Annotated in this window: 18 protein-coding genes, 2 tRNA genes and 1 other RNA gene; 11 read left to right on the forward strand and 10 right to left on the reverse strand. The window is 53.4% G+C overall.

Annotated features, from left to right (window positions below):
- The 5 genes from ACLD4F_RS13635 to pnuC all read left to right on the forward strand — a co-directional run bounded on the left by ACLD4F_RS13635 (position 1) and on the right by pnuC (position 2622).
- Positions 1-76, forward strand: a tRNA-Lys gene (locus ACLD4F_RS13635).
- 134 nt (positions 77-210) lie between these two features.
- Positions 211-286, forward strand: a tRNA-Lys gene (locus ACLD4F_RS13640).
- A gap of 128 nt (positions 287-414) precedes the next feature.
- Positions 415-540: non-coding RNA, RtT sRNA (locus tag ACLD4F_RS13645), on the forward strand.
- Positions 541-834: 294 nt separating this feature from the next.
- A complete protein-coding gene (gene nadA / locus ACLD4F_RS13650; protein ID WP_000115344.1) occupies positions 835-1878 on the forward strand; it encodes a quinolinate synthase NadA in 1044 nt (347 codons plus the stop codon).
- A gap of 24 nt (positions 1879-1902) precedes the next feature.
- Positions 1903-2622, forward strand: a complete 720-nt coding sequence (gene pnuC / locus ACLD4F_RS13655; RefSeq protein WP_000345367.1) for a nicotinamide riboside transporter PnuC — start codon at positions 1903-1905, stop codon at positions 2620-2622.
- Here pnuC and zitB read toward each other — a convergent pair.
- Positions 2619-3557: a CDF family zinc transporter ZitB gene (gene zitB / locus ACLD4F_RS13660; protein WP_000951247.1), complete on the reverse strand. Its 939-nt coding sequence runs from the start codon at positions 3555-3557 to the stop codon at positions 2619-2621. The two genes, pnuC and zitB, sit on opposite strands and share 4 nt — an antisense overlap.
- A 110-nt stretch (positions 3558-3667) precedes the next feature.
- Entirely contained in the window at positions 3668-4054 is a 387-nt protein-coding gene (locus tag ACLD4F_RS13665; RefSeq protein WP_000784380.1) for a YbgS-like family protein, read from the reverse strand.
- A 319-nt stretch (positions 4055-4373) separates the two neighbouring features.
- Between ACLD4F_RS13665 and aroG the strand changes: the two genes are divergently transcribed.
- From aroG to ACLD4F_RS13680, 3 genes are all read left to right on the forward strand, one after another.
- Entirely contained in the window at positions 4374-5426 is a 1053-nt protein-coding gene (gene aroG, locus ACLD4F_RS13670) for a 3-deoxy-7-phosphoheptulonate synthase AroG (RefSeq protein WP_079981576.1), read from the forward strand.
- Between the two features lie 153 nt (positions 5427-5579).
- On the forward strand, positions 5580-6659 hold the full coding sequence (locus ACLD4F_RS13675; protein ID WP_108638843.1) for a FecCD family ABC transporter permease: 1080 nt from the start codon (positions 5580-5582) through the stop codon (positions 6657-6659).
- A complete protein-coding gene (locus tag ACLD4F_RS13680) occupies positions 6659-7435 on the forward strand; it encodes an ABC transporter ATP-binding protein (protein WP_001214710.1) in 777 nt (258 codons plus the stop codon). Before ACLD4F_RS13675 ends, ACLD4F_RS13680 begins: the two co-directional genes overlap by 1 nt.
- Positions 7436-7525: 90 nt before the next feature.
- On the opposite strand, the gene gpmA is transcribed toward ACLD4F_RS13680, so the two are convergent.
- The 8 genes from gpmA to modE all read right to left on the reverse strand — a co-directional run bounded on the left by gpmA (position 7526) and on the right by modE (position 16393).
- Positions 7526-8278, reverse strand: a complete 753-nt coding sequence (gene gpmA / locus ACLD4F_RS13685; protein ID WP_000301554.1) for a 2,3-diphosphoglycerate-dependent phosphoglycerate mutase — start codon at positions 8276-8278, stop codon at positions 7526-7528.
- A 223-nt stretch (positions 8279-8501) separates the two neighbouring features.
- On the reverse strand, positions 8502-9542 hold the full coding sequence (gene galM, locus ACLD4F_RS13690; RefSeq protein WP_000931428.1) for a galactose-1-epimerase: 1041 nt from the start codon (positions 9540-9542) through the stop codon (positions 8502-8504).
- Positions 9536-10684, reverse strand: coding sequence for a galactokinase (gene galK, locus ACLD4F_RS13695; RefSeq protein ID WP_411010892.1), 1149 nt, complete (start codon positions 10682-10684; stop codon positions 9536-9538). The genes galM and galK overlap by 7 nt, the downstream gene beginning before the upstream one ends.
- A 2-nt stretch (positions 10685-10686) precedes the next feature.
- A complete protein-coding gene (gene galT, locus ACLD4F_RS13700) occupies positions 10687-11733 on the reverse strand; it encodes a galactose-1-phosphate uridylyltransferase (RefSeq protein ID WP_000187471.1) in 1047 nt (348 codons plus the stop codon).
- Positions 11734-11743: 10 nt separating this feature from the next.
- Positions 11744-12760, reverse strand: coding sequence for a UDP-glucose 4-epimerase GalE (galE, locus tag ACLD4F_RS13705; RefSeq protein ID WP_001265465.1), 1017 nt, complete (start codon positions 12758-12760; stop codon positions 11744-11746).
- Between the two features lie 222 nt (positions 12761-12982).
- Positions 12983-13891 (reverse strand): DUF2167 domain-containing protein, encoded by a 909-nt coding sequence (locus tag ACLD4F_RS13710; protein ID WP_000885531.1) that lies wholly within the window; start codon positions 13889-13891, stop codon positions 12983-12985.
- Positions 13892-14061: 170 nt separating this feature from the next.
- The gene (modF, locus tag ACLD4F_RS13715; protein WP_000096940.1) at positions 14062-15537 is read right to left on the reverse strand and encodes a molybdate ABC transporter ATP-binding protein ModF; all 1476 of its coding nucleotides are present in this window, start codon (positions 15535-15537) and stop codon (positions 14062-14064) included.
- A 67-nt stretch (positions 15538-15604) separates the two neighbouring features.
- Complete coding sequence (modE, locus tag ACLD4F_RS13720; protein WP_001147416.1) at positions 15605-16393, reverse strand: molybdenum-dependent transcriptional regulator; 789 nt, start codon at positions 16391-16393, stop codon at positions 15605-15607.
- A 128-nt stretch (positions 16394-16521) separates the two neighbouring features.
- On the opposite strand from modE, the gene ACLD4F_RS13725 reads away from it, so the two are divergent.
- The 3 genes from ACLD4F_RS13725 (at position 16522) to modB (ending at position 18300) form a co-directional block, all read left to right on the forward strand.
- On the forward strand, positions 16522-16671 hold the full coding sequence (locus ACLD4F_RS13725) for an AcrZ family multidrug efflux pump-associated protein (protein ID WP_000891513.1): 150 nt from the start codon (positions 16522-16524) through the stop codon (positions 16669-16671).
- 166 nt (positions 16672-16837) lie between these two features.
- On the forward strand, positions 16838-17611 hold the full coding sequence (modA, locus tag ACLD4F_RS13730; RefSeq protein ID WP_000951413.1) for a molybdate ABC transporter substrate-binding protein: 774 nt from the start codon (positions 16838-16840) through the stop codon (positions 17609-17611).
- Positions 17611-18300 carry a molybdate ABC transporter permease subunit gene (modB, locus tag ACLD4F_RS13735; RefSeq protein WP_000604026.1) on the forward strand — a complete coding sequence of 230 codons (690 nt, stop codon included), beginning with the start codon at positions 17611-17613 and terminating at the stop codon, positions 18298-18300. The genes modA and modB overlap by 1 nt, the downstream gene beginning before the upstream one ends.

The following is an 18300-nucleotide window of genomic DNA, read 5'->3' on the forward strand; positions in this document are numbered from 1 at the left end:
GGGTCGTTAGCTCAGTTGGTAGAGCAGTTGACTTTTAATCAATTGGTCGCAGGTTCGAATCCTGCACGACCCACCAATATACAAGGTGGTAACTGGTAGAGAACGTGAAGGATAATGTTGCTTTAGCAACGGCCCGAAGGGCGAGGCGAAGCCGAGTCATCCTGCACGACCCACCATCCTGAATGATTGAAGCAGTAACCCTTATCCAAGGGGTCGTTAGCTCAGTTGGTAGAGCAGTTGACTTTTAATCAATTGGTCGCAGGTTCGAATCCTGCACGACCCACCAATTTAACATCAAACTCAGATGTTGAGCGTGAAGGATAACGTTGCGTCAGCAACGGCCCGAAGGGCGAGGTGAAGCCGAGTCATCCTGCACGACCCACCAATGTAAAAAAGCGCCCTAAAGGCGCTTTTTTGCTATCTGCGATATGGAAGATTCGAACCCGCCACAGGTTCGGGTCTCATGCAGTGAGACAACGGAGCCGTTTACGGCGACGGCCCGAAGGGCGAGCGAAGCGAGTCATCCTGCACGACCCACCAATGTAAAAGAGGGCGCTGGCGGCGCTTTTTTGCTATCTGCGATATGGAAGATTCGAACCTGCCGCAGGTTTGGGTCTTGCCTGATGCGCTGCGCTTATCAGGCCTACAGACGGTACCGCTCACGTAGGCCAGATAAGACGTTACGCCGCCATCAGATACGGGGCTACGTAATTATTGTGACTTTCCTTATTGAATCAGCTATCTTGTTTAGCATATAAAACAAATTAACCGATTGTGGCGTTTATTACGCTTTCATTCGGTTGTTTCGTTAAGTCAGTAAAACGAGAAGCCACGATGAGCGTAATGTTTGACCCACAAGCCGCAATCTACCCGTTCCCGCCGAAACCAACGCCGTTGAACGACGATGAAAAGCAATTTTATCGTGAGAAAATCAAGCGCTTGCTCAAAGAGCGCAATGCCGTCATGGTGGCGCACTACTACACCGATCCGGAAATTCAACAACTCGCTGAAGAAACAGGCGGCTGTATTTCCGACTCGCTGGAAATGGCCCGTTTCGGCGCGAAGCACGCCGCATCCACGCTGCTGGTAGCGGGCGTACGGTTTATGGGGGAAACCGCCAAAATCCTCAGCCCGGAAAAGACCATTCTTATGCCTACCCTGGCGGCGGAATGTTCGCTGGATTTAGGCTGCCCAATAGACGAATTTAGCGCTTTTTGTGATGCGCATCCTGACAGAACCGTAGTGGTCTATGCTAACACCTCGGCTGCTGTTAAAGCGCGTGCGGACTGGGTTGTGACCTCCAGTATTGCCGTAGAACTGATTGAGCATCTGGATAGTTTGGGGGAAAAAATTATCTGGGCGCCGGACAGACACCTGGGGAATTACGTGCAAAAACAGACCGGGGCCGATGTACTGTGTTGGCAAGGGGCGTGTATCGTGCATGACGAGTTTAAAACCCAAGCGTTGACCCGTTTAAAAAAAATCTATCCCGATGCCGCTCTTCTGGTTCACCCTGAATCGCCGCAGTCCATTGTCGAGATGGCCGATGCGGTGGGCTCCACCAGTCAGCTTATTAAGGCGGCAAAAACGCTGCCGCACAGACAGCTTATCGTGGCGACCGATCGCGGCATCTTCTACAAAATGCAGCAGGCGGTGCCTGAAAAAGAACTGCTTGAAGCGCCCACGGCTGGCGAGGGGGCGACCTGCCGTAGCTGCGCGCACTGTCCGTGGATGGCGATGAATGGCCTGAAAGCCATTGCTGAAGGGCTGGAGCAGGGAGGCGCGGCGCATGAAATACAGGTTGATGCGGCGCTACGCGAGGGCGCATTACTTCCCCTCAACCGGATGCTGGATTTTGCGACTACACTTCGGGCGTAAAGACGGAAATCTTTGGGGGAGAGAATGGATTTTTTTAGTACGCACAACATACTGATTCATATTCCGATTGGCGCTGGCGGGTACGATCTTTCGTGGATCGAAGCGGTAGGAACCATCGCCGGCCTGCTCTGTATTTGGCTCGCCAGTCTGGAGAAGATCAGCAACTACTTTTTTGGACTGGTTAACGTCACCCTGTTTGCGATTATTTTCTTTCAGATCCAGCTTTATGCCAGCCTGTTGCTGCAACTCTTTTTCTTTGCCGCCAATATTTATGGCTGGTATGCGTGGTCGCGGCAAACAAAGGATAATCAAGCCGAGCTTAAAATCCGCTGGCTGCCGTTGCCAAAAGCAATGGCATGGCTGGCGATATGTGTGATAGCTATCGGTTTGATGACGCGATATATCGATCCCGTATTCGCCGTCCTGACGCGCGTGGCCGTCGCCATTATGCAGATGCTGGGGTTACAGGTGACAATGCCTGTACTGCAACCGGACGCTTTCCCGTTCTGGGACTCTTGCATGATGGTTCTGTCTATCGCGGCGATGATTCTGATGACACGCAAATATGTCGAAAACTGGCTCCTGTGGGTGGTAATCAACGTGATCAGTGTGGTGATTTTTGCTTTGCAGGGCGTCTATGCGATGTCGCTGGAATATCTGATCCTGACATTTATCGCCGTGAACGGTAGCCGCCTGTGGATAAACAGCGCGCGGGAGCGAGGATCGCGCGCGCTTTCCCGTTAATGGTGATGAACATGCCCGGATGGCGTCTGATTCAGATGACAGTCCGGGCCGTGACACACTTGATACTCCATCTGAATCGTAGCGTGCGCAATATGGTATTCGTGCATCAGAAAATCCTGGATACGTTCCAGCAGCGCATCATGGTCGTGTGGCGGAATGACCTGAGCGTGCAATGTCATGATCGGTTTTTCGCCGACCATCCAGACATGCACATGGTGTACGTTGCGGACTTCGGGGATTTCCCGGCTTAAATGGCGCTGTAAGGCATTAATATCCAGCGAAACCGGTGCGCCTTCCAGCAATTCGTTGACGCTATCTTTTAACAAACGCCAGGCGCTGCGTAACACCAGTACCGAAACCAGAATAGAGAGAATCGGGTCCGCTGGCGTCCAGCCCGTCCAGATAATGATCAGCGCGGCGACTATTGCGCCGACGGAACCCAGCAAATCGCCCATCACATGTAGCGCGGCAGCGCGCACGTTCAGGTTTTTTTCATCGCTTCCCCGATGGAGAATCCAGAACGCAAACAGGTTCGCCAGCAGACCCGCAACCGCAATCACCATCATCAGATTGCCCGCCACCGGACGTGGCGTGTAAAAGCGCTCTATCGCTTCCCAGACAATGAGAAGGGTAATGACCACCAACGCAATGGCATTCACAAAAGCCGCCAGTGTGGTGAGTCTTAGCCAGCCAAAAGTGTGGCGAACAGTCGGGGGACGACGGGAAAATTGAACCGCCAGCAGCGCAAAGAGAAGGGCCGCCGCGTCGGTGAGCATATGTCCCGCATCCGCCAGCAACGCCAGAGAGCCGGAGAGTATCCCGCCCACCACCTCAAGGAGCATAAATCCGGCAGTGACGATAAAGGCGAAAAGCAGGCGACGAGCATTATTATCTTTCGGCAGGTGTGAATCGGCATGAGAGTGTGAGTGCGCCATAACGTCATTCCTTTGTTATTCTCATCAATACTGTAGACATCATACTGATTTTTCGCTGACAAAATAAAAAGGAGAGCGAAAGCTCTCCCGTTATCAGACTTTTTTCTGCATTACTGTGTGGTACCGTCGGTTTTGGTATTCACGTCATTATTGACGCCATTACCGGTTTCCACTTTTTTATTAATATCCGGGCAGCGACCGTCTTTACACATGGTATTTTTATGCTCTTCATCCTTGGTCATTCCGTCATGATTCATGGTTGAACCGTCTGGATGCTGCATCGTGCTGTTAGTATTGCCGTTGGTATTGATGTCATTGTTATTCACATCATTCGGCGCTACATTCTGGCGGGCGTCCGGGGCAACCTGACCGGCATTTGCCGCCGAGTTCGCCTGGCCATTACTGGATTGCGCGTTAGATTCAGCAGCTAACGCTGCGCCGCTGGCAAGGCCGAGGGTAGCGGTGAGTAAAAGCGTAGTCAGTTTTGTCATTTTCATAAGATGCTCCTGTTATGGTGGATATGTCGGATAACCTCTTCCAACAGTGCACGTGTCAGTCAAATCCTCAAATAAGGGATAAAAAACGTTCGCCGCCGCGGGTTAACGCAGCAGAGAATCTTGCAATAATTCATAAACAGAGTGGTTACAGTTAAAAAGTGTAGGTTAGATCCCATTTTTCGCTACATTTGTGCGTTTTTTTCCTGAATTCCAGGATTATTCCGTTCAAAGTGTAAAAGCCCGTTTACACTATTTAATTGAAGAGATAGATTGGAGGGATTGCATTCATTGGGATAAGTACGGCAACACTGGAATAAACATGAATTATCAGAACGACGATTTACGCATTAAAGAAATCAACGAGTTATTACCTCCGGTCGCGCTGCTGGAAAAGTTTCCCGCCACGGAAAATGCAGCAAATACCGTTGCTCACGCGCGCAAAGCCATCCATAAAATTCTCAAAGGCAATGACGATCGTCTGCTGGTGGTGATCGGTCCTTGTTCAATTCATGATCCGGCAGCGGCGAAAGAGTATGCCGCCCGTTTGCTGGCGCTACGCGATGAGCTTCAAGGCGAGCTTGAAATTGTCATGCGCGTCTATTTTGAGAAACCGCGTACCACCGTCGGCTGGAAAGGGCTGATTAACGATCCGCACATGGATAACAGCTTCCAGATTAACGACGGTCTGCGTATTGCGCGCAAACTGCTGCTGGATATTAACGACAGCGGCCTGCCTGCCGCCGGCGAATTCCTCGATATGATCACGCCGCAATATCTGGCCGATCTGATGAGCTGGGGCGCCATTGGCGCGCGGACTACTGAATCCCAGGTTCATCGCGAACTGGCGTCTGGCCTCTCTTGTCCGGTCGGTTTTAAAAATGGTACTGATGGCACGATTAAAGTCGCCATTGACGCCATCAACGCCGCCGGCGCGCCGCATTGCTTCCTCTCCGTCACTAAATGGGGTCATTCGGCGATTGTGAATACCAGCGGCAACGGCGACTGCCATATCATTCTGCGCGGCGGTAAAGCGCCAAACTATAGCGCGCAGCATGTTGCTGAGGTAAAAGAAGGCCTCACCAAAGCGGGACTGACGCCGCAGGTCATGATCGATTTCAGCCATGCCAACTCCTGTAAGCAATTTCAAAAGCAGATGGAGGTTTGCGCCGATGTCTGTCAGCAGATAGCGGGCGGTGAAAAAGCGATTATTGGCGTGATGGTAGAGAGTCATCTGGTAGAAGGAAACCAGAGTCTGGAAAGCGGTCAGCCGCTGGCCTACGGTAAAAGCATTACTGACGCCTGTATTGGCTGGGAAGATACCGATGCGCTGCTTCGTCAGTTGTCGGCAGCGGTAAAAGCCCGTCGCGGTTAATCTTCATTACGTCTTAAACCGGCCCGCAAGGGCGGTTTTTTATTTGGAGGCCGGTGAGATAGGCCACCGTGTCATTAATCGAAATATAAATAAATATATAACGAAATAATTCGGCGCTATAATTCTCCTCTGATTAATAACGTAGCCCGAACCATGACCTGTCAGGACAAATCACTTTTAGCCCCCGCTCTCGCTTCCACGCCCGTCATTCCGCGCTATCGCCAGATCATACGCAAACGGGCTGTGCTCATGTTAGCTATTGCGTTGGCGATGATGGTTTCACTGATGGTGGATGTAACCTGTGGGTCTTCTGGTTTACCGCTCAGTGCGCTGTGGCAGGCGCTTTTCCAGCCGGAAAAGGTGAATGCGGGCATACACGTTATTGTCTGGGATATCCGCTTACCCTATGCCCTGATGGCCCTACTGGTGGGCATGGCGTTAGGGTTAGCGGGCGCCGAAATGCAAACCATTTTAAATAATCCGCTGGCGACACCGTTTACCCTCGGCGTATCGTCCGCGGCGGCTTTTGGCGCTGCGCTGGCGATTGTGTTGGGGATCGGTATTCCCGGTATTCCTGCCGCCTGGTTTATCCCGGCCAATGCGTTCATCTTTGCGCTTTTATCCGCGTTACTCCTGGACGGTATTACCCGTTGGACAGGCGTCGCCGCATCCGGAGTGGTGTTGTTCGGTATTGCGTTGGTATTCACCTTTAACGCGTTGGTCGCCATTATGCAGTTTGTGGCTGATGAAGATACGCTGCAGGGGCTGGTATTCTGGACGATGGGGAGCCTGGTCCGCGCGTCGTGGGAAAAATTGGGCGTACTGGCCGTGGTGTTTATTGCTGTGCTTTTTTGCGCGTTACGAAGCGCCTGGCAACTCACGGCATTACGTCTGGGCGAAGAGAGGGCGATGAGCTTTGGGGTTCATGTCCGCCGTTTACGCCTGCTGTCATTGTTGCGTATCAGCTTGTTATCAGCGCTGGCGGTAGCTTTCGTCGGGCCGATTGGTTTTATTGGTCTCGTTGCACCGCACATTGCACGAATACTTTTGGGGGAAGATCACCGTTTCTACCTTCCGGGTAGCGTGCTGATAGGCGGGCTGGTGTTATCGCTGGCCTCTATTGCGGCGAAAAATAGTATTCCGGGCGTCATGGTGCCGGTGGGGATTGTCACCTCGCTGGTCGGGGTTCCGTTCTTTTTAAGCATTGTATTGCGACATCGGGGGAGTCTCTGATGCGCGGGTTAATGCTCCGCTCATTTAGCGCCGGCTATTCCACTCAGCCGGTTATTGCAGATCTCAACGTTCCCTTACTGCCGCGCGGGAAAATTACCATTTTGCTGGGGCCGAACGGCTGTGGTAAATCGACGTTACTACGTTCGCTGGCCGGGCTGAATAACGCCGACGGCGAGGCGCTGCTTGATGGCGAAGATCTCATGTCGTTATCGTTTGCCGAGCGGGCGCAGAAAGTTGTGTTTTTGCCGCAGTCATTACCGCAGGGCGTACATCTGCATGTACTGGAGTCGATTATCGTGGTACTGCGGGCATCAGGCGGCAGAGACAATGCGCAGGGCAGAGCGCAGATACTGGCTATCCTTGAGCAATTGGGCATAACGCATCTGGCGTTGCAGTATCTCGACCAGCTTTCCGGCGGTCAGCGGCAGTTAGTGGGTCTGGCGCAATCGCTGATTCGTCGCCCTGAACTTCTGTTGCTGGATGAGCCGCTCAGCGCGCTGGATTTAAACTATCAGTTTCACGTAATGGATCTCGTGCGTCGGGATACCCAGGCGCAAAATAGGGTGACGATAGTCGTGGCGCATGACATTAATATTGCACTGCGTCATGGTGACCATGTCCTGATGCTAAAAGACGGCAGGCTGGTCGCCAGCGGCGCGCCGGAGACGGTGATTACTGCGGAGCGTCTGGCTGAAGTGTACCGGGTACGAGGACGCGTGGAGCGCTGTTCGCAGGGGAAATTGCAGGTGGTGCTGGACGGCGTGATCGCTGTTTAAGACGTATTGCCTGATGGCGCTGCGCTTATCCGGCCTACCCATTGCTCGTAGGCCGGATAAGGCAGTTATACCGCCATCCGGCAAAGGTGATTACTTCGCTTTACCCTGATTCGCCACGGCAGCCGCTTTCGCAGCGATCTCGTCAGCGTTGCCCAGATAGTAATGTTTGATCGGCTTGAAGTTTTCGTCGAACTCATACACCAGCGGCACGCCGGTCGGGATGTTTAACTCAAGAATCTCATCTTCACTCATGTTATCCAGGTATTTCACCAGCGCACGCAATGAGTTACCGTGAGCGGCGATGATCACGCGCTCACCGCTCTTCATACGCGGCAGGATGGTGTCGTTCCAGTAAGGAATAACGCGGTCGATGGTCAGCGCCAGACTTTCGGTCAACGGCAGCTCTTTCTCGCTCAGTTTGGCATAACGTGGATCGTGACCCGGATAACGCTCATCATCTTTGGTCAGTTCCGGCGGCGTCACGGCAAAACCGCGGCGCCACTGTTTAACCTGCTCGTCACCATATTTTTCTGCCGTTTCCGCTTTATTCAGCCCCTGCAACGCGCCATAGTGACGTTCATTGAGTTTCCAGGATTTTTCCACCGGCAGCCACGCCTGATCCAGTTCATCCAGTACGTTCCACAGCGTATGGATAGCGCGTTTCAGTACGGAAGTGTAGGCAAAATCAAAGCTGAAACCTTCTTCTTTTAGCAGTTTACCCGCTGCTTTTGCTTCGCTTACGCCTTTTTCAGACAGGTCAACATCATACCAGCCGGTGAAACGGTTCTCTTTGTTCCATTGACTTTCACCGTGACGTACCAGAACCAGCTTAGTTACAGCCATACTCTCACTCCTATAAATCATATGTAATGATAATAATTCTCATTATATTGCCGCGAGGTGTTGGCGGCAATGCTTACGCATAACCATAGCGAAAATAGTGGCGCAGTGTAAGGTTCTTGTGAACTCAGAGTTGCGATTTTGTCTTTAAGTGGTGGAGGTTTGAGCAGGGCAATGGCGCGTAGGCCCGATAAGCTTGCGTCATCGGGCATGTAGCGGCATATCGTTAGAACGGAATAAACTGATACTCGGTCAGGCTGGCGTACTCCTCGCCAGGGCGAAGGATACAGTCAGGCTGCGGCCATTCAGGATGATTCGGGCTGTCCGGCAGCAGTTCGCTTTCCAGCGCCAGCCCTTGCCAGTCGGCATAAGGTTCCGGTCCGCGGGAAGGTGTACCCGCCAGATAATTGCCGGAATAAAACTGTAGCGCCGGGGCGGTGGTGTAAACCATCATTTGTAGCTTTCCATCCTGTGACCACAGACGGGCCGCCGGCTTTTTGCCATCACCCTGCGTCTGTAGCAGGAAAGCATGATCGTAGCCTTTAACCTTGCGCTGATCGTCATCGGCGAGAAATTCACTGGCAATGACTTTTGGCATCCGGAAGTCAAACGAGGTATTGGCTACCGATTTTAGCCCCTGGCGTGGAATACCGGATTCATCTACCGGCAGATACTCATCCGCCAGAATTTGCAGCTTATGCTGGCGCACGTCGGTCCGATCGCCGTCCAGATTAAAATAGACGTGGTTGGTCAAATTCACCGGACAGGGTTTATCGACCGTCGCCCGGTAGGTGATGGAGATTCTATTGTCATCGGTCAGACGATATTGCGCCGTGGCGCAAAGATGGCCAGGAAAGCCCTGGTCGCCGTCATCAGAGGTGAGCGCGAATAATACCTGGCGATCGTTCTGGTTCACAATTTGCCAGCGGCGCTTGTCAAAGCCTTCCGGTCCGCCGTGTAGCTGGTTCTCGCCCTGGCTTGGGCTTAACTGTACGGTTTCGCCGGCAAACGTATAACGGCTATTGGCGATACGGTTCGCGTAACGGCCAATAGAGGCGCCGAGGAATGACGTCTGTTCAGGGTAGTGTTCCGGGCTGGCGCAGCCCAGCAATGCTTCCCGAACGCTGCCGTCAGACAGCGGAATACGGGCGGAAAGAAGAGTGGCTCCCCAGTCCATCAGCGTTACCACCATCCCTGCGCTATTGCGCAGGGTTAGCAGGCGGTACGGTTGACCATCGGGGGCCAGTGCGGGCGTTTCATTTAGCACTGTCCTGCTCCTTGTGACGGTTTGCATACATAAAAGGTTTCTTTGATTCCGGTTTTCGCTTCGTACTGTTGCGCAACGGCCTGCCGAACAGCGGGAACCAGATCTTCCGGGATCAGTGCGACAACACAGCCGCCGAAGCCGCCGCCGGTCATGCGCACGCCGCCTTGATCGCCGATGGTCGCTTTGACGATGTCTACCAGCGTGTCTATCTGCGGGACGGTAATTTCGAAATCATCGCGCATTGAGGCATGGGACTCCGCCATCAGTTGGCCCATACGTTGCAAATCACCTTTCTCCAGCGCGCTTGCCGCTTCAACGGTGCGCGCATTTTCGCTCAATACATGGCGAACGCGTTTTGCGACTACCGGGTCCAGTTCGCTGGCAACGGCATTGAACGCCTCAAGGCTGACATCGCGCAGGGCCGGCTGCTGGAAGAAACGGGCGCCGGTTTCGCACTGTTCACGGCGGGTATTATACTCGCTGCCCACCAGCGTGCGCTTAAAGTTACTATTGATGATCACCACGGCGACACCTTTCGGCATGGAAACCGCTTTGGCGCCGAGCGTACGGCAATCAATCAGCAACGCATGATCTTTTTTGCCGAGCGCAGAGATGAGCTGATCCATAATGCCGCAGTTACAGCCGACAAACTGGTTCTCGGCCTCTTGTCCGTTGAGCGCAATTTGCGCGCCGTCCAGCGGCAGGTGATAAAGCTGCTGGAAGACGGTGCCCACCGCCACTTCCAGCGAGGCGGAGGAGCTTAACCCGGCGCCCTGCGGCACATTGCCGCTGATGACCATATCCACGCCGCCAAACGCGTTGTTACGCTGTTGCAGGTGTTTCACTACGCCGCGCACATAGTTAGACCACTGCTGGCTATCGTGGGTCACGATCGGCGCATCCAGTGAAAATTCGTCCACCTGATTGTCGTAATCGGCGGCAATCACCCGTACGGTACGATCGTCGCGCGGCGCACAGCTAATTACGGTCTGGTAATCGATAGCGCAGGGCAGAACGAAACCATCATTGTAATCAGTATGCTCGCCGATCAGGTTGACGCGGCCTGGCGCCTGAATCGTGTGGGTGGCAGGGTAGCTGAAAATTTCAGCAAACAGCGCGCGCGTTTTCTCTTTCAGATTCATTTTTATACTCCGGATTCGCGAAAATGGATGTCGCTGACCGCGCGCAGGCGTTCAGCCGCTTGTTCTGCGGTTAAATCACGCTGGGTTTCCGCCAGCATTTCATAGCCGACCATAAATTTACGGACGGTCGCAGAGCGCAGCAGCGGCGGGTAAAAGTGTGCGTGCAACTGCCAGTGTGCGTTTTCTTCACCGTTAAACGGCGCGCCGTGCCAGCCCATTGAGTAAGGGAAGGAACACTGGAACAGGTTGTCATAACGACTGGTCAGCTTTTTCAACGCCAGCGCCAGAGAGTCGCGCTGCTCGTCGTTTAAATCGGTAATGCGCAGGACATGCGTTTTGGGTAACAGTAGCGTTTCGAACGGCCACGCCGCCCAGTAAGGCACCACCGCCAGCCAGTGTTCGGTTTCGACCACGGTGCGGCTGCCGTCCGCCAGTTCCCGCTGGACATAATCCACCAGCATTGGCGAACGCTGTTCGGCGAAATAGGCTTTTTGTAAACGATCTTCGCGTTCGGCCTCATTCGGCAGGAAGCTGTTGGCCCAGACCTGTCCATGCGGATGCGGGTTCGAACAGCCCATCGCCGCGCCTTTATTTTCAAAGACCTGCACCCACGGATAGGTTTTGCCTAACTCGGCGGTCTGCGTTTGCCAGGTTCTGACGATTTCCGTCAGCGCGGGCAGGCTCAACTCCGGCAGCGTTTTACTGTGATCGGGAGAAAAGCAGATCACGCGGCTGGTGCCGCGCGCGCTCTGACAGCGCATCAGCGGATCGTGGCTGTCCGGCGCATCCGGCGTATCGGCCATCAGCGCCGCGAAATCGTTAGTAAAGACGTAAGTCCCTTTGTAATCGGGATTTTTATCGCCGGTGACACGCGTATTGCCCGCACACAGGAAGCAGTCCGGATCGTGGGCCGGCAGCATTTGCTGAGACGGTGTTTCCTGCGCCCCCTGCCAGGGGCGTTTTGCGCGATGCGGCGAAACCAGAACCCACTGGCCGGTAAGCGGGTTATAACGGCGATGCGGATGATCGATGGGATTAAATGGGGTCATAACAACATCCTTAATCTGGGTATCCCTGCGGATGGCGTGACTGCCAGTGCCAGGTGTCCTGCGCCATTTCGTCAAGCGTGCGGGTGACGCGCCAGTTCAGCTCGCGATCGGCTTTGCTGGCATCCGCCCAATACGCCGGGAGATCGCCGTCGCGACGCGGCGCGAAGTGGTAATTAATGGGTTTACCGCAGGCTTTACTAAAGGCGTTGACCACATCCAGGACGCTACTGCCGACACCCGCGCCGAGGTTATAAATATGTACGCCGGATTTGTCCGCCAGTTTTTCCATCGCCACGACGTGCCCGTCGGCTAAGTCCATAACGTGAATGTAATCGCGTACGCCGGTGCCATCCTCGGTCGGGTAATCATTGCCGAAAACGGCGAGCGATTCGCGACGACCCACGGCGACCTGGGCGATATAGGGCATCAGGTTATTCGGAATACCTTGCGGATCTTCTCCCATGTCGCCCGACGGGTGCGCGCCGACCGGATTGAAATAACGCAGCAGCGCAATACTCCACTCCGGCTGGGCTTTTTGCAGATCGGTGAGGATCTGTTCTACCATCAATTTACTTTTGCCGTAGGGGCTTTGCGGCGTGCCGGTAGGAAAACTTTCGACGTAAGGAATTTTGGGCTGATCGCCATAAACGGTGGCGGAGGAGCTAAAAATAAGGTTTTTAACGTTGGCCGCACGCATGGCGCTGACCAACCGCAGCGTACCGTTGACGTTGTTGTCATAGTACTCCAGCGGCCTGGCGACCGATTCGCCGACGGCTTTCAGGCCGGCAAAGTGAATCACGGTATCAATCGCGTGATCGTGCAGAATTTCGGTTATAAGCGCTTCGTTGCGAATATCGCCTTCGACAAAGGTCGGGTGCTTACCGCCCAGACGTTCAATAACGGGCAGCACGCTGCGCTTGCTGTTGCAGAGGTTATCGAGGATGACGACGTCATGACCATTTTGCAGCAATTGTACGCAGGTATGACTTCCAATGTAACCGCTACCACCTGTAACCAATACTCTCATAATTCGCTCCGTTAAGCCTATGGTATGGAATAACCATAGCATAACAAAGATGCGAAAAGTGTGACATGTAATAAATTAGTGGAATCGTTTACACACTGGTGATTTTACGCATTTATATCAATTAAATGATTACAAATCATCTGGCTTGAGAATGCTTCTGCTTTTTATCCGAAAAAAAGGCGCGTTACGCGCCTGGGAATGAAACGGACGGGGCAGGAGCTGTCAGTCTTTTTTACGCGAGAGTAGCTTCCTGGCGAGCGCCCCGACAGCGACGACGCCGATGGCGGTCACTTTCCAGAACTTAAGCAGCGCGATACCGAGCATAGCAAGCAGACCTACTTTTTTGGCCGCGATACCGCCAATCAGCGCGGCGAGCCCATACTCCGCTATTTTGTCCGTTGATTCGTTGAAGTCAGCGTAGCGTTGTCCAGCGTTGAACTTGACGGAACTGAGAATTCTTTTCGCCAGAGGGATTTCATGGTCAACAGAACCTCTGTCGGTCACCAGATTTAAAGAAAAATAGCCTTCACGTCCCAGCAGATAGGTGTTGTAGTTCACGCCTTGTTCATTCAGTGGTTCGTTGGTGCCGATATCCTGGATGGCGGCGGACCAGATCAGACGATGATTGGTTGCATCGTAGGTAGGCTTCTCGATCCAGCCAATAATTTCTATCGGCTCAATGCCTTTTGCAATACGATCTTTATTCGCTTCTTTTGTGCCTTTGCGCAGGTTATCCATTAATTCATCGGCATCCCAATTTTTTGCATCATCATCTTTTACATAACCAGAATCATCATATTCGATAGAAATAAATCCATTCATTTCCTTTTTAAATACGAGACCGTAAAAATATTCATCGTCAACATAGTTACCAATTTCACGCATAAATACCGCCGCTTCTTTTGCGGGTATCCAGGTAAATCCTTCCGGTAGATTAAGCGTGGCTTTATCACCTAAACTAATTTTTGTCGGACCCGCAACGGCGGCGCGACTCATGCCTTCAACAGCGACCTCAACGGCGGTTTTACGCGCTTCCTGCGCAGCGGTCGGCTTTTGCTCAGCATAACTGCTGGGGCAAAATAACATGGCTGCCAGTAAAAATAGTATTATTTGTGGAAAACGAAAAGCCATAATGAATCCCTTATATTCACATACGACATCATTGTCGAAAATTTCAGAATTATTATGACAATGAGGCGGTCAGCGATTCAAGAGATAGTAAGCTTATCGACCGTTATTATTATTCTTAATAAAAGGAGAGTGGTTCCAGAATGGCGCGCAGCGCCATTCTGATAATACATTTAATTATTGCATCGTCCGGAAACGTACTTATAACGTTCGCCCTCTGGTACAAATTCCAGCCGGTGAGTAATACAGGCAGGCGCATCCTCTGCATGATGGGAAACGAACAGCAGTTGGGTCTCTCCCTGGCGAATTAATACATCTACAAAACGGCGTACCAGTTGGCGGTTCAGCGGATCCAACCCTTGCAGCGGCTCATCCAGAATCAACACTGTCGGATGTTTAACCAGCGCGCGCACGATCAGCGCCAGCCGCTGCTGTCCCCAGGAGAGACTGTGGAAGGGGGCATCCGCCGTACGCTTATCGATTCCCAGAATATCCAGCCACTGTTGCGCCAGTTTTCGTTGCCTGTCTGAAACGGCCTGGTAAATGCCGATAGAATCGAAATAGCCGGAGAGAATGACATTGCGTACCGTGGTACTGACGCGGTAATCCAGATGTAAACTGCTGCTGACGTAGCCGATATGTTTTTTGATATCCCAGATTGTTTCGCCGCTTCCTCGCCGCCGCCCGAACAGCGTAAGATCGTTGCTGTAGCCTTGCGGATGATCGCCAGTAATAAGGCTAAGCAACGTAGACTTACCCGCTCCGTTAGGACCGACGATCTGCCAGTGTTCGCCCGGATTGACTCGCCAGCTTAGGTGGTGGAGGATAGGGCGATCGTTATACGAGACTACGCCATCGTTAAGTACGATCCGTGGTTCGCCATCGGGTAACGCATGGCGGGCGGAAGGTTCGTCCGGTTCGGGTAATTGTACGTCGGTCAGACGCTCGCTGTGCGCGAGTTGAGCAACCAACGCCCGTTGCAGCAACTCTGCCGTCGTTCCGGTCTCCGCCAGCGTACAGTCGGCAAGCACCCCGGCAAACTGCACGAAGTCCGGGATTTCATCAAAACGGTTGAGTACCAGCGCCAGGGTCATACCCGCCTGGTTCAACGCCGTCAGGCGTTGCGCCAGTTGTTGACGGGCGGTCACGTCAAGCCCGTCGAACGGTTCATCAAGGATCAATAACTCTGGCTCAGACATCAGCGCCTGACACAGCAGCGCTTTTCGCGTCTCGCCGGTAGAAAGGTATTTAAAACGCCTGTCGAGTAAAGCGGAAATGCCGAACTGCTGCGCCAGCATCGCACAGCGGGCAGGATGGTGAACTTCATCCTGAATAATTTCCGCGGTAGTGCGCCCGGTATCGTCTTCGCCAGGACTGAGCATATCGGTGTTATTACGTTGCCACTCATCGCTGACCAGCTTTTGCAATTGTTCAAAGGACAGACGAGTAATGCGGGTAAACCGACACTGGCGCTCGCCTGTTAATAACGGCAGTTCACCCGCCAGCGCGCGGGCGAGCGCCGACTTCCCGCTCCCGTTAGCCCCAACGAATGCCCAGCTATCGCCCGCATTGAGCGTCAGCGAATCCAGATGAAGTGTTTTTGTATCGCTCAGACGAAACGTGCCTTGCGAAATTTGCAACGATGACATTTTGCATCCCATTTTTTGCAGCGATGAATGACAGGGATACGTCTTTCGGCAACGGATGTCAATGTGCTTAGCACAACGTTGCAATAATCACTCTGTCCGCATTAAACCAGGCAATCACGTCATCGCCTTCCTTTAACGTGGCGGCATCCGCAGTCGGTATCGTGGCGCACAGCGTCTGGCCGTCCGGCAGCGCCATCAACACTTCACACTGTTCCGCGCCGCGCTCGATATGGCTGATCGTTCCCGACAACTGATTGTCAGCGGCGCGTGCAACGGCTGCATCCCGGGTAATGCCAACCCATGGCGCTTTTAGCAGGATCAGCACTTCTTTACCTTCCTCCAGGCCGAGACGCTCGCCGCTTTGCGCCGTCAGCGCGACTTTAAGCCGCGTTTTGCCGTCGGCCAGCAGCACGTCGACATGCTGTTGTACCTGATCGCGATCGCGGGCGGTAATGGTGCCGAACCACTGATTTCGGGCGCTGGTTTGCAGTGAAAAGCGGGAGATAGCGGCCAGCAGACTGTCAAGCGGCAGGGCGTCATCGTCGCTTAACACATCGAACGCTTTTTGCTGAATTTGGCCCAGCAAATCGTAAAGCTGGATCAGACGCTGACCATAGCGGGTTAATACCGCGCCGCCGCCGCCTTTGCCGCCCGTTGCGCGTTCAACCAGCATATGTTCGCTAAGCTGGTTCATGTCGTTTATCGCATCCCAGGCGCTCTTATAGCTGATTCCCGCGTCTTTCGCGCCCTGACTAATCGAGCCGGAAAGCGCAATGTGTTTCAGCAGAGAGATACGTCGGGGATCGGCAAAAAGCTTTTGCTGAAGTTTCAGGGTAAGAAGGATTTCGGCCTGCATAACCAGCTCCTGGTAAAAGGACTATTGTGACTGAAAAGCGCGTCAGCGCAAAGCCGACCGCACAAAAGGGGAGTGCTTTTCTGTGTGATGCGGTTAAAATACAAAAAGGACTATATCTGGAGTTGCCCATGTTAGAGTTATTAAAAAGTCTGGTATTCGCCGTCATCATGGTACCGGTAGTGATGGCCATCATCCTCGGTCTGATTTACGGTCTGGGTGAGGTGTTCAACATTTTTTCCGGTATCGGTCAGAAAGACCAGTCCAGACAGAACCGCTGATTTCCCCAAACGCCCGCTCAGTCGGGCGTTTTTGTTACTCAAGATCCTGCTTTTCCTGCCGATATTTTCTGTGTTTAATCGTTAATGGGTATGAATAACCGCTGGGAAACCCCTGAGATTATCGTTATATTGTCGTTTACATAACGAAACGCACAAGGAGTTACAGATGGCGCATTCCTGGTTACGCCTGGTCGCAGGGGCGACATTATCTTTCGTCATCGCTGGTCATGCGCTGGCGGATGAAGGCAAGATCACCGTATTCGCCGCCGCGTCGCTAACGAACGCGATGCAAGACATTGCGGCAGAATATAAAAAAGAGAAAAATGTGGATGTGGTTTCCTCATTCGCTTCCTCTTCAACGTTGGCGCGCCAGATAGAAGCGGGCGCGCCGGCGGATCTGTTCATCTCTGCTGACCAGAAATGGATGGATTACGCAGCCGATAAAAAAGCGGTGGATACCACGACGCGCGAAACATTGCTTGGCAATAGCCTGGTAGTGGTAGCGCCGAAAGCCAGCGAGCAGAAACCGTTTACCATCGACAACAAAACGGACTGGATTCATCTGCTGAACGGCGGGCGTCTGGCGGTGGGCGATCCGCAACACGTACCGGCGGGAATTTATGCCAAAGAAGCGCTGCAAAAGCTGGGCGCATGGCAAACGCTTGAACCGAAACTGGCGCCGGGCGAGGATGTGCGCGGTGCGTTGGCGCTGGTCGAACGTAACGAAGCGCCTTTAGGCATTGTATACGGTTCTGATGCGGTCGCCAGCAAGGGGGTCAACGTGGTGGCGACGTTCCCGGAAGATTCACATAAAAAAGTGGAATACCCCATCGCTATCGTGGAGGGGCATAAAAATGCGGCCGTCAGCGCGTTCTATGATTACCTGAAAGGACCGCAGGCCTCGGCAATCTTTAAACGTTATGGATTTACGACGAAGTAATGATACTGACCGATCCAGAATGGCAGGCTGTCCTTCTTAGCCTGAAAGTGTCTTCCCTGGCCGTGCTGTTTAGCCTGCCGTTTGGGATCTTTTTTGCCTGGTTACTGGTGCGATGCCGGTTTCCGGGCAAAGCCTTACTTGATAGCGTCCTGCATCTGCCGCTGGTGCTGCCGCCGGTGGTGGTCGGCTATCTGCTGCTGGTGTCGATGGGGCGACGCGGGTTTATTGGCCAGTGGCTGTATGACTGGTTCGGTCTCACGTTTGCCTTTAGCTGGCGCGGCGCCGTGCTGGCGGCGGCGGTGATGTCCTTCCCGCTGATGGTGCGGGCCATTCGGCTGGCGCTGGAGGGAGTGGATATCAAGCTTGAACAGGCCGCCAGAACGCTGGGCGCCGGGCGCTGGCGCGTTTTTCTGACTATCACCTTACCGCTTACCCTGCCGGGCATTATTGTCGGTACGGTGCTGGCGTTTGCCCGTTCGCTTGGCGAATTTGGCGCGACCATTACCTTTGTTTCCAATATTCCGGGCGAAACCCGCACCATACCTTCCGCCATGTATACCTTGATCCAGACGCCTGGCGGGGAGAGCGCGGCGGCGAGGCTGTGCGTGATTTCGATTGTATTAGCGCTGATTTCGCTATTAATTTCTGAATGGCTGGCGCGGATTAGCCGTGAACGGACGGGGCGCTAA

The organism is Salmonella sp. 741265050_HSA (assembly GCF_046569445.1).
GTDB lineage: Bacteria > Pseudomonadota > Gammaproteobacteria > Enterobacterales > Enterobacteriaceae > Salmonella > Salmonella enterica.

Coding starts and splice junctions, on each gene's coding strand:
- modF (WP_000096940.1), bottom strand. CDS start 15,537: ATGTCATCGTTGCAAATTTCGCAAGGCACGTTTCGTCTGAGCGATACA.
- modB (WP_000604026.1), top strand. CDS start 17,611: ATGATACTGACCGATCCAGAATGGCAGGCTGTCCTTCTTAGCCTGAAA.
- ACLD4F_RS13725 (WP_000891513.1), top strand. CDS start 16,522: ATGTTAGAGTTATTAAAAAGTCTGGTATTCGCCGTCATCATGGTACCG.
- galT (WP_000187471.1), bottom strand. CDS start 11,733: ATGACCCCATTTAATCCCATCGATCATCCGCATCGCCGTTATAACCCG.
- aroG (WP_079981576.1), top strand. CDS start 4,374: ATGAATTATCAGAACGACGATTTACGCATTAAAGAAATCAACGAGTTA.
- pnuC (WP_000345367.1), top strand. CDS start 1,903: ATGGATTTTTTTAGTACGCACAACATACTGATTCATATTCCGATTGGC.
- gpmA (WP_000301554.1), bottom strand. CDS start 8,278: ATGGCTGTAACTAAGCTGGTTCTGGTACGTCACGGTGAAAGTCAATGG.
- modA (WP_000951413.1), top strand. CDS start 16,838: ATGGCGCATTCCTGGTTACGCCTGGTCGCAGGGGCGACATTATCTTTC.
- galK (WP_411010892.1), bottom strand. CDS start 10,684: ATGAATCTGAAAGAGAAAACGCGCGCGCTGTTTGCTGAAATTTTCAGC.
- ACLD4F_RS13680 (WP_001214710.1), top strand. CDS start 6,659: ATGCGCGGGTTAATGCTCCGCTCATTTAGCGCCGGCTATTCCACTCAG.
- ACLD4F_RS13675 (WP_108638843.1), top strand. CDS start 5,580: ATGACCTGTCAGGACAAATCACTTTTAGCCCCCGCTCTCGCTTCCACG.
- ACLD4F_RS13710 (WP_000885531.1), bottom strand. CDS start 13,891: ATGGCTTTTCGTTTTCCACAAATAATACTATTTTTACTGGCAGCCATG.
- zitB (WP_000951247.1), bottom strand. CDS start 3,557: ATGGCGCACTCACACTCTCATGCCGATTCACACCTGCCGAAAGATAAT.
- nadA (WP_000115344.1), top strand. CDS start 835: ATGAGCGTAATGTTTGACCCACAAGCCGCAATCTACCCGTTCCCGCCG.
- ACLD4F_RS13665 (WP_000784380.1), bottom strand. CDS start 4,054: ATGAAAATGACAAAACTGACTACGCTTTTACTCACCGCTACCCTCGGC.
- galE (WP_001265465.1), bottom strand. CDS start 12,760: ATGAGAGTATTGGTTACAGGTGGTAGCGGTTACATTGGAAGTCATACC.
- modE (WP_001147416.1), bottom strand. CDS start 16,393: ATGCAGGCCGAAATCCTTCTTACCCTGAAACTTCAGCAAAAGCTTTTT.